5 protein-coding genes are annotated in these 7,784 nt (G+C 74.7%); 4 read left to right on the top strand and 1 reads right to left on the bottom strand.

The features are described from left to right. The first annotated feature begins 204 nt into the window (after positions 1-204). The 3 genes from BCD48_RS34360 to BCD48_RS34350 all read left to right on the top strand — a co-directional run bounded on the left by BCD48_RS34360 (position 205) and on the right by BCD48_RS34350 (position 3,762). Positions 205-1,047, top strand: a complete 843-nt coding sequence (locus tag BCD48_RS34360; protein WP_071052550.1) for a rhomboid family intramembrane serine protease — start codon at positions 205-207, stop codon at positions 1,045-1,047. Positions 1,048-1,342: 295 nt separating this feature from the next. Further along, on the top strand, positions 1,343-2,653 hold the full coding sequence (locus BCD48_RS34355) for an MFS transporter (protein ID WP_071052549.1): 1,311 nt from the start codon (positions 1,343-1,345) through the stop codon (positions 2,651-2,653). A 443-nt stretch (positions 2,654-3,096) separates the two neighbouring features. Continuing rightward, positions 3,097-3,762: a response regulator gene (locus BCD48_RS34350; RefSeq protein ID WP_051466299.1), complete on the top strand. Its 666-nt coding sequence runs from the start codon at positions 3,097-3,099 to the stop codon at positions 3,760-3,762. A 422-nt stretch (positions 3,763-4,184) separates the two neighbouring features. Here the strand turns inward: BCD48_RS34350 and BCD48_RS34345 are convergent, their stop codons facing one another. Further along, positions 4,185-6,167, bottom strand: coding sequence for a GAF domain-containing protein (locus BCD48_RS34345; RefSeq protein ID WP_312624330.1), 1,983 nt, complete (start codon positions 6,165-6,167; stop codon positions 4,185-4,187). Positions 6,168-7,080: 913 nt separating this feature from the next. Here BCD48_RS34345 and BCD48_RS34340 point away from each other — a divergent pair. Further along, positions 7,081-7,761 carry a cysteine dioxygenase gene (locus BCD48_RS34340; protein WP_083419631.1) on the top strand — a complete coding sequence of 227 codons (681 nt, stop codon included), beginning with the start codon at positions 7,081-7,083 and terminating at the stop codon, positions 7,759-7,761. Positions 7,762-7,784: the final 23 nt, after the last annotated feature.

Raw genomic sequence — 7,784 nt, 5'->3', positions numbered from 1 at the left:
CAATGCCAGCCTCCGGTCCCGCGTTCCCCGCCCACGGCGTGACAGCCGCCACCGCCGAAGCCGGCGCGCCGGCACGATCCCGGCCCGGGCACCGCCCCCGGGCACCCGGGGGCGGTGTCACGGCGTTGTGGCGGGGGCGTTGCGCCGGCGCCTCGCACCGCCCCCGTGGCGCCGGGGCGAAAGGGGCCCGGCAGGATGTCGGGCGTGGTCATCCCCATCCACGACATCAACCCACTCAGCCGTCGGCCGGTCGTGACCTGGCTGCTCATCGCGGTCAACATTCTCGTCTTCGTGCTGCTGACCCCGGTCGCCACGGCGGTGATGGGGATGCACCGGGACGGGCAGGCCGCCAGCGTCTGCGAGCAGCGCCGGTTCTTCGAGCAGTGGGGGGCCATCCCGAAGGAGCTGCTCAGCGGCGACCAGCTGCCAGCCGCCGACACCGGCCGCCTGCAGCTGCGGCCCGACAGCACCACCGGCTGCCAGGTCGTGAGCCCGCCGCCGTTCCACAAGTACCCCGTGCTGTCCGTGCTGACGTCGATGTTCCTGCATGGAAGCTGGCTGCATCTGCTCGGGAACATGCTGTTCCTCGGGGTGTTCGGCAACAACATCGAGGATCGGATGGGCAGGCTTACCTACCTGCTCTTCTACCTGGCCTGCGGGTTTGTCGCCGCCTATGGCTTCTCCCTCGCGCAACCCGACTCGCAGAACACGCTAATCGGCGCTTCCGGCGCGATCGCCGGCGTGCTCGGCGCCTACCTGGTGGTGTTCCCGCAGGCCCGGGTGATCGGCCTGATACCGATCCTGTTCTTCATCCCGTTCTGGCTGCCGGCCTGGATCGTGCTCGGGTTCTGGTTCGTGCTCCAGTACCTGTACTTCACCGGGATCGGCGTGTCCTCCGGCGGCGCGGTCGCCTATGGCGCGCACGTCGTCGGCTTCGTGTTCGGCGCGCTGGCCGTGCTCCCGTTCGTCCGCCGGCTGCGCGCCGGCGGGCCGCACCCGCGCCGCCACGCGCCGCGCGCCCGCTGGGTCCGCGACACCGGCTGGTAGGGCGGGACTGGTCGGTCGCGCGCGGCCGTTGATGGCCTGGTCGCGTTCTCTCTCGGGGCGAGACGGGGCCGGTGCCCCACGCGAGAGGCCTGTCCGGCGCGGCGTGGTGTCAGGGGGCTCGCCGGTAATCCGGTGGATTCCGGTCGGACGGTCGGGCAGGGTTGGACCGGCCACGGCCAGGAAACGGACACCGACCGACCGTCCGTACACGCCCGTCCAGCCAGGCGTGTACCGCGAGGTCAGCCGCGGGCGGTCGTCGGCAGCGTGGCTGGGTCGGCGGCTCAGGAGTCCACTGTTGGCCAGTGTCTACCGGCAGGCGTTCGCGACCCCGGGCGCCAACCGCTTCGTGCCCGCCGCGTTCGTCGGCCGCCTGCCCATCTCGATGGTCGCCATCGGGATCGTGCTCTACATCCAGCACACGACGGGCTCCTACGGTGTCGGCGGCACGGTCGTCGCCGCCGGCACGATCAGCGAGGCGGCTCTCGCCGCCCAGCTCGGGCGCGCGCTCGACCGGTTCGGCCAGGCTCGGGTGCTGCTGTGGTGCCTCGCCGGCCATCTGGTGGGCCTGGTCGGCCTGCTCGTCAGCGTCGGCACCGGCGCGCCGCGCCCGCTCTGGTACATCGCGGGGGCGCTGACCGGCGGGCTGTTCCCGCCGGTGGGCGCCTGTGTGCGGGCCCGCTGGAGCTACCGGCTGGGAGGCTCGCCCCTGCTGAGCACCGCGTTCGCGCTGGAGGCCGCGCTCGACGAGGCGATCTTCATCTGCGGGCCGGTGCTCGTCACCTGGCTGGTGACCGAGGTGACGCCCGCCTCCGGGCTGGTCGTCGCCGGCGGGCTGCTCGCCGCGGGGACGCTGGCGCTGGCCGCGCAGCGCGGCAGCGACCCCGGGCCGCGGCCCAAGGCGCTCGGCGCGGCCCGGCCGCGGGTGTTCCGCGACCCCGCCGTGCGGGCGCTGCTCGTCGTGATCTTCTCCGTCGGCGTGTGCTTCGGCGGGGTCGACCTCGCCGCCGTCGCATACGGCCGCGAGGGCGGGCTGGGCGCCCTGTCCGGCCTCGTGCTCGGACTGTTCGCGTTCGGCTCGGGCGTGAGCTCGCTGCTGTACGGGGCGCGGGCGAGCACGGGTGGGCCCACCCGCCGGTTCCTGACCGCCGCCGCCCTGATGGCGGCGGCCGCCTGGCTGCCGCTGGCCGCGCCGAACACGGCCGTGCTGCTGCCGTTCATGGTGATTGCAGGCGCCGGAGCCTCGCCGACGCTGATCAGCGCCAATGCGCTGATGGAACGGCTCATGCCCCCGGAGGCGCGGACCGAGGGCTTCGCGTGGCTGCAGGTCGCGCTGGTGACCGGCATCTCGGCCGGGACGCCGCTGGCGGGCGCCCTGATCGACCGGTACGGCCCGAGGGCCGGGTTCACCGTCGTCGCCGGCGCTGGCGTGCTGGTCGGCCTCGCGGCCCTGAGCGCCCGCCGCGCCCTGCTCGCCGTCCAGTCAGCCGAGCCGACCGCCGCGGCGGAGCAGGCCGCCGACGCGCCCGCCGCCCTGGCCGGACCGGCAGAGGCCGGGGCGGAGGCCGGCCCGCCCGCCACGGAGGCTGCCACGGCGGACCGCCCGTAGCCGCCGTAACGACCGTTACGGCGCGTCGGCATGGCACGCCCGGCCGCTGGGCGGCCGTCCAGAAGATACGCATAGGACACGCACCAACTCCGGCATCGCGGTGCGGGAGCGGCGGTTCCCACGGCCGGTATGCGAGACGAGGCCAAGAGCCGGCGAATCGACGCGGATGTCGCACAGCGCCGTCGATTAATCACGCGGGACGAATTTCCCGTCCCAAGGGGCCCTTGTGTGCCAGTGAGGATCGCAGCGGCCGGCCCGGTCGGTCCAGGTCAGTGAACTCCCGCGTTATACTCTCGTTGCATCACGTGACGCACAGAGGGTCTTCAACGACAGCGGGTCTGGCGGGGTCAACGGTGTCAGAGGTATCAGCGGACATTCCCGCATCGGCGAGTGCCCAGAGCAAAGCGGCGGGCTTTCCCACGGGTCTAGCCGGGGCGCCGACGGTGGCCACCGGCGAGCCGGCGCCGCCCCCTGGCCGCACGATCCGCATCTTCCTGCTCGACGACCACGAGGTCGTCCGGCGCGGCCTGCGGGACCTGCTGTCCGAGGAGCCGGACATCGAGATCGTCGGCGAGGCCGGCCGCGCCGACGAGGCCCTCGAGCAGATCATGGCGCTGCGGCCGGACGTCGCCGTCCTCGACGCCCGGCTGCAGGACGGCAGCGGCATCGAGGTCTGCCGCCAGGTCCGCTCGAACGACTCCACCATCGCCTGCCTGATCCTGACGTCGTTCGACGACGAGGACGCCCTGTTCACCGCGATCATGGCCGGCGCCGCGGGCTACGTGCTCAAGCAGATCCGCGGCGCGGCGCTCGTCGACGCCGTCCGCCGCGTCGCCGCCGGCCAGTCGCTGCTCGACCCCGAGGTGACCCCCCGCGTCCTCTACCGGCTGCGGCAGGGCCCGGCCGAGGACGAGCGCCTCGCGGGCCTCACCGACCAGGAACGGCGCATCCTGGCGCTCATCGCCGAGGGCCTGACCAACCGCCAGATCGCGAACCGCATGTACCTGGCGGAGAAGACGGTCAAGAACTACGTCTCGAGCATGCTCTCCAAGCTCGGCCTCGAAAGCCGGACCCAGGCCGCCGTCTTCGCCACCAAACTCGGCACCTGAGGCGACGGCTGGCTCGAAGGTCGGGGCGAGGCGCTGGACGCGCTCGCCCCGTGTCGGGCGCTGAGCGCCCTCCCGGCCTGGTTTCGGGGCTGGAGGGTATGGGGCCGGGGCTGGTGTGGTTCGGGGTTCCGACGTGGGTGCGTTGGGAGTGCGCCGATGCGCTGTCACCAGCGGTGGCTGGGTGGGGTGGGGGCGGCGGCCCAGCGCGTCGCCTGTCGGGCGCTGAGCGCCCTCCCGGCCTGGTTTCGGGGTTCCCGACGTGGGTGCGTTGGTGGTGCGCCGAGGCGCTGTCGCCAGCAGTGGCTGGGGCACGCTGAGGGCGTTGTCAGGACGGACGCGGCCGATACCCCTGGCTGTTCGAGCCGTGAATGTCTGGCTCGGGGCCTCGACGTCCTGGATTGCGCCTGGCGCCCGGGGCCGCGCTAAGGGCGGGGCAGGCCGGGTGGGGTGGGGGCGGTGGCCCAGTCGGGCGGGGACTCGCGGCCCAGGAGGGGGACCTGCCAGCGCACGCGGGTGCCGACGCCACCGACGCCGGGACCGAAGTCCAGGTGGCCGCCCAGGTCCACGGCGCGGCGGCGCAGGTTCGCCAGTCCGCTGGTGACGGTCGCGCCACCGGGGCCGACGCCGTCGTCCTGGACCTCGACCAGCACGCTGTCGTCGCCGGCCCGGACCAGCACCCGCACCCGGGTCGCCCGCGAGTGCCGGGCGATGTTCGACAGTGCCTCGCGCAGCGCCGCGAGCAGGTGCGGATGGATCACGACGGGCACCCGCTCAACCGGCCCCTCGACCCGCACCACCGGGCGCAGCCCAAGCGAGTGCTCGGCCTGCCCGACGATCCGGTCGATCTCGGCCCGCAGGTGGGCGCCGTCCGGCGTCGGCGAGGCCAGCGAGAAGATCGTGTGCCGAAGCTCCGAGATCGTCTGGTCCAGCTCGGCGACCGCCCCGGCGACCCGTGCCGCCACTGGCGGCGGCACCGACCGCGCGAGTCCCTGCAGCGACAGACCGGTGGCGAACAACCGCTGGATGACGACGTCATGCAGGTCGCGGGCGATGCGGTCGCGGTCCTCGAAGACGGCCAGGCGCTCCCGGTCGCGCTGCAGCCGGGTCAGCTCCAGGGTGAGCGCCGCCTGCCCGGCGAAGGCGGTCGCCATGTCCAGGTCCAGCGCGCTGAACGGCGCGACGCCGCCCGGCCGGCCCTGCGCCGCCGCCGTCCCCACCGACGCCGACACTCCCGGCGCGGCGCCCGCCGCCGCCTGGACGCCGAGCAGCAGCCCGCCGACCGGCCGGCCCGCGGCGGCCATCGGCACCACCATCACGCACGCCAGCGCGAGCCCGTCGGCCGCGTCCCCGAGCAGGTCGGGCAGGTCGCCGGCGCCGACCACCTGCGCGTGCCCCACGCGCATCACCTCGACCAGCTGGCTGCGGTCCACCGGCAGCGACCGGCCGCGCAGTGACTGCGTCCCAGGCCCGTCGGCGTTCGTCACCACGAACCCGGTCCTCGTGTCCGGCAGCACGATCGCCGCCAGGCACGCCGACGTCACCTGCCGGGCGCGGCGGGCGACCAGGTCGAGCGCGGCCCACGGCTCGTTGACCGACACCAGCGCCGCGGAGATCTCCCCGCTGGCCGTGTGCCAGGCCTGCTGACGGCACGCCTCGTCGCGCAGCCGGGCGTTCTCGACCGCGATCCCGGCGGCCGCCGCCAGCGCCGTCACCAGCTCCTCGTCCGCGCGGGTGAACGAGCCACCGCGCTTGCCACCGAGGAACAGACCGCCGAACGCGACCCCGCGCACGGCGATCTGGGCGCCCAGGAACGTGTCGAACATCGGGTGGCCCGCAGGGAACCCCACCGCCTCGGGGTGGCGGGCGACGTCGTCGGCCCTCAGCGTCCAGGTCTCCCGCAGCACCTTGCCGAGCAGCCCCTGCCCGGTCGGCAGCCCGCCGACACGGGCCGCGTCCTCCGCCTCGACGCCCACCTGGATGAGGTCGGTGATCCGCCCGTCGGCCCCGAGCACGCCGACCGCGCCGTACTCGGCGTCGGCGAGCCGGCAGGCGGCCTCGGCGGTGCGGCGCAGCGTCGCCGGCAGGCTCGGCTCCTGGGCGGCGCCGACGACCACGTCGACCAGGCCCCGCATGCGGCCCTGCCCGGCCAGCGCGTCGTCGACCCGGTCCCCCAGCCGGGTCAGCATCCGCTCGATCTGGTCCTCGATCGGGGCACCCGGCTCGGCCTGGACGGCCGGAGCCGGCTGCACGGCCGGGTTGCCCACGCTCGCGGTGGCGGAGGGGCCGGCGGCCGGCCCGGGCCCGCACGGCACGGCGTCCGCCCCGGCCTGGGTGGGCAGCGACGGCCGCGGCGCGGCGAACGGCACCGACGGTGGAACACGCGCATGGCCGGCCTCGCTGGTCACCCTTCCAGCACCTCCCACGCGCCTCGTCGGCCCGCGCCCATGCTGGCGAACCTGTTTCACCCTGGCGACGATCAGCCGCCTCGAGCTGCACAATACGACGCCAGGACGGGTCGAAAGTCCCGCCCACCACGACAGAACGCTACCAATGCGCTCCCGAGGGCCGCGACGCCACTTCTGACCTACCCGAAAGGGGCAAAGCGTGGCAGACACGTGACGACCAGACGACACAACGGCGATCCCCCGGCCCGCCGGCACGGGCACCTAAGCGGGGGGCCGTCAGCGCCGTTGACCATCTTGGGTGTCGCGAAGCCGGTGGGGCGACGGCGGTGGCCGTGTGGCTATACCATCGGCGCATGGCAGCTGTCCTCCTGCTACACAGCGACCGCGTCACCGACCTGGGTCGGCTGGCCAGCGGCATGTGTACCAGGGCGGCCGCCCCCGTCCGCTGACCTTCGGCCGGCTTCCGGGCAGCCGGAGGCGGCGCCCCCCGAACGGGACGAGCCCCGCGCGCTCGCGCGCCAGCGGCACGGTCGTCCGCCGACGGCGCAGCCGGAGTGCTCTCTCGCACCGCGCGGCCATCACGCCCGGTCGGCGCCAGGCCGCGCCCCGGCTTCCGAGTCGCCGGCCCCGGCGGAGCCCTGACGGCTCGGCCGCCGAGGCTCCGCCCGCCCAGGCCTGGACAGACTCCTCACCGAGGTCGCGGCGGCAGACCGATCTCTATTTCACATCTTATCGATCGGGAAAGGTTCGTAGTCGGGGGCGCTGACCACGTCCGGACGCGCCAGCGCCGGCGGCCCGCCGAGCCGGGTTCCCGCCCCGGTGACCCGCCGCCAGCCGTTCCCGCCCCTCGCCCGACTCGCATGACTCTCCTGACCCTCGCGCACGCCGCGCGCAGTACCCCCTGGAGCCTCACGTGCCACTCGTCCATCCCGCGATCCTCGGCCTGACGGCCGCGTCCGTGACCCGTGAGGCCGAGGATCCCCCGCCAGCCGGACCCACACCTGCCACGGCCCGCCCGCGGCTGGGGAGCCCGCCGGCCGGCACGCCGCCGGCGGACCTGCTGCCGGCGGGGCTCGCCGACGCGGTGCTGCGCGACGACGACGAGCCGCTCGATCTGGCGACGCTGAGCGACCTCGCCGGGCGGTTCGCCGCCGCGAGCTGGCTGTGGCGGCCGATCGTGCGTCACGACCCGCGGCGGCGCTGGTACACCCGGCTGCTGCTGACCGGCGTCGTCGAGGTGTGGCTGATCGGCTGGACACCCGGCCAGCACACCGCCGTGCACGACCACGGCGGCGCGCTGGGCGCGCTCGCGGTGGCCGACGGCGCCGTCGAGGAGGACATCCACGACCTGAGCCGAGGATCGTGGCAGGGGATCGAGACCCGCCGGCACACCCGAGGCCAGGTCGTCGGGTTCGCCGCCGACCACGTCCACCGGATCATCAACCGCGGCGGCGCCGCGGCCACCACCGTGCACGCCTACTCCCCACCGGAGCTCCCCTTGCGCTACGAGCCATCCGGCGCCGCCCGGATTCCGGCCGCCGCCCCTGTCCCGCCGGCCGTGACGGCCGCCACCGCCGCGGCGGTGGCGCCGTGACCGCCGCGGCGGCCGGCGACGCC

It is taken from the genome of Pseudofrankia coriaricola (assembly GCF_001854805.1).
Lineage (GTDB): Bacteria > Actinomycetota > Actinomycetes > Frankiales > Frankiaceae > Pseudofrankia.
Note: the sequence above shows the minus strand (reverse complement) of the source record. Positions and strands in the feature narration are given on the sequence as shown.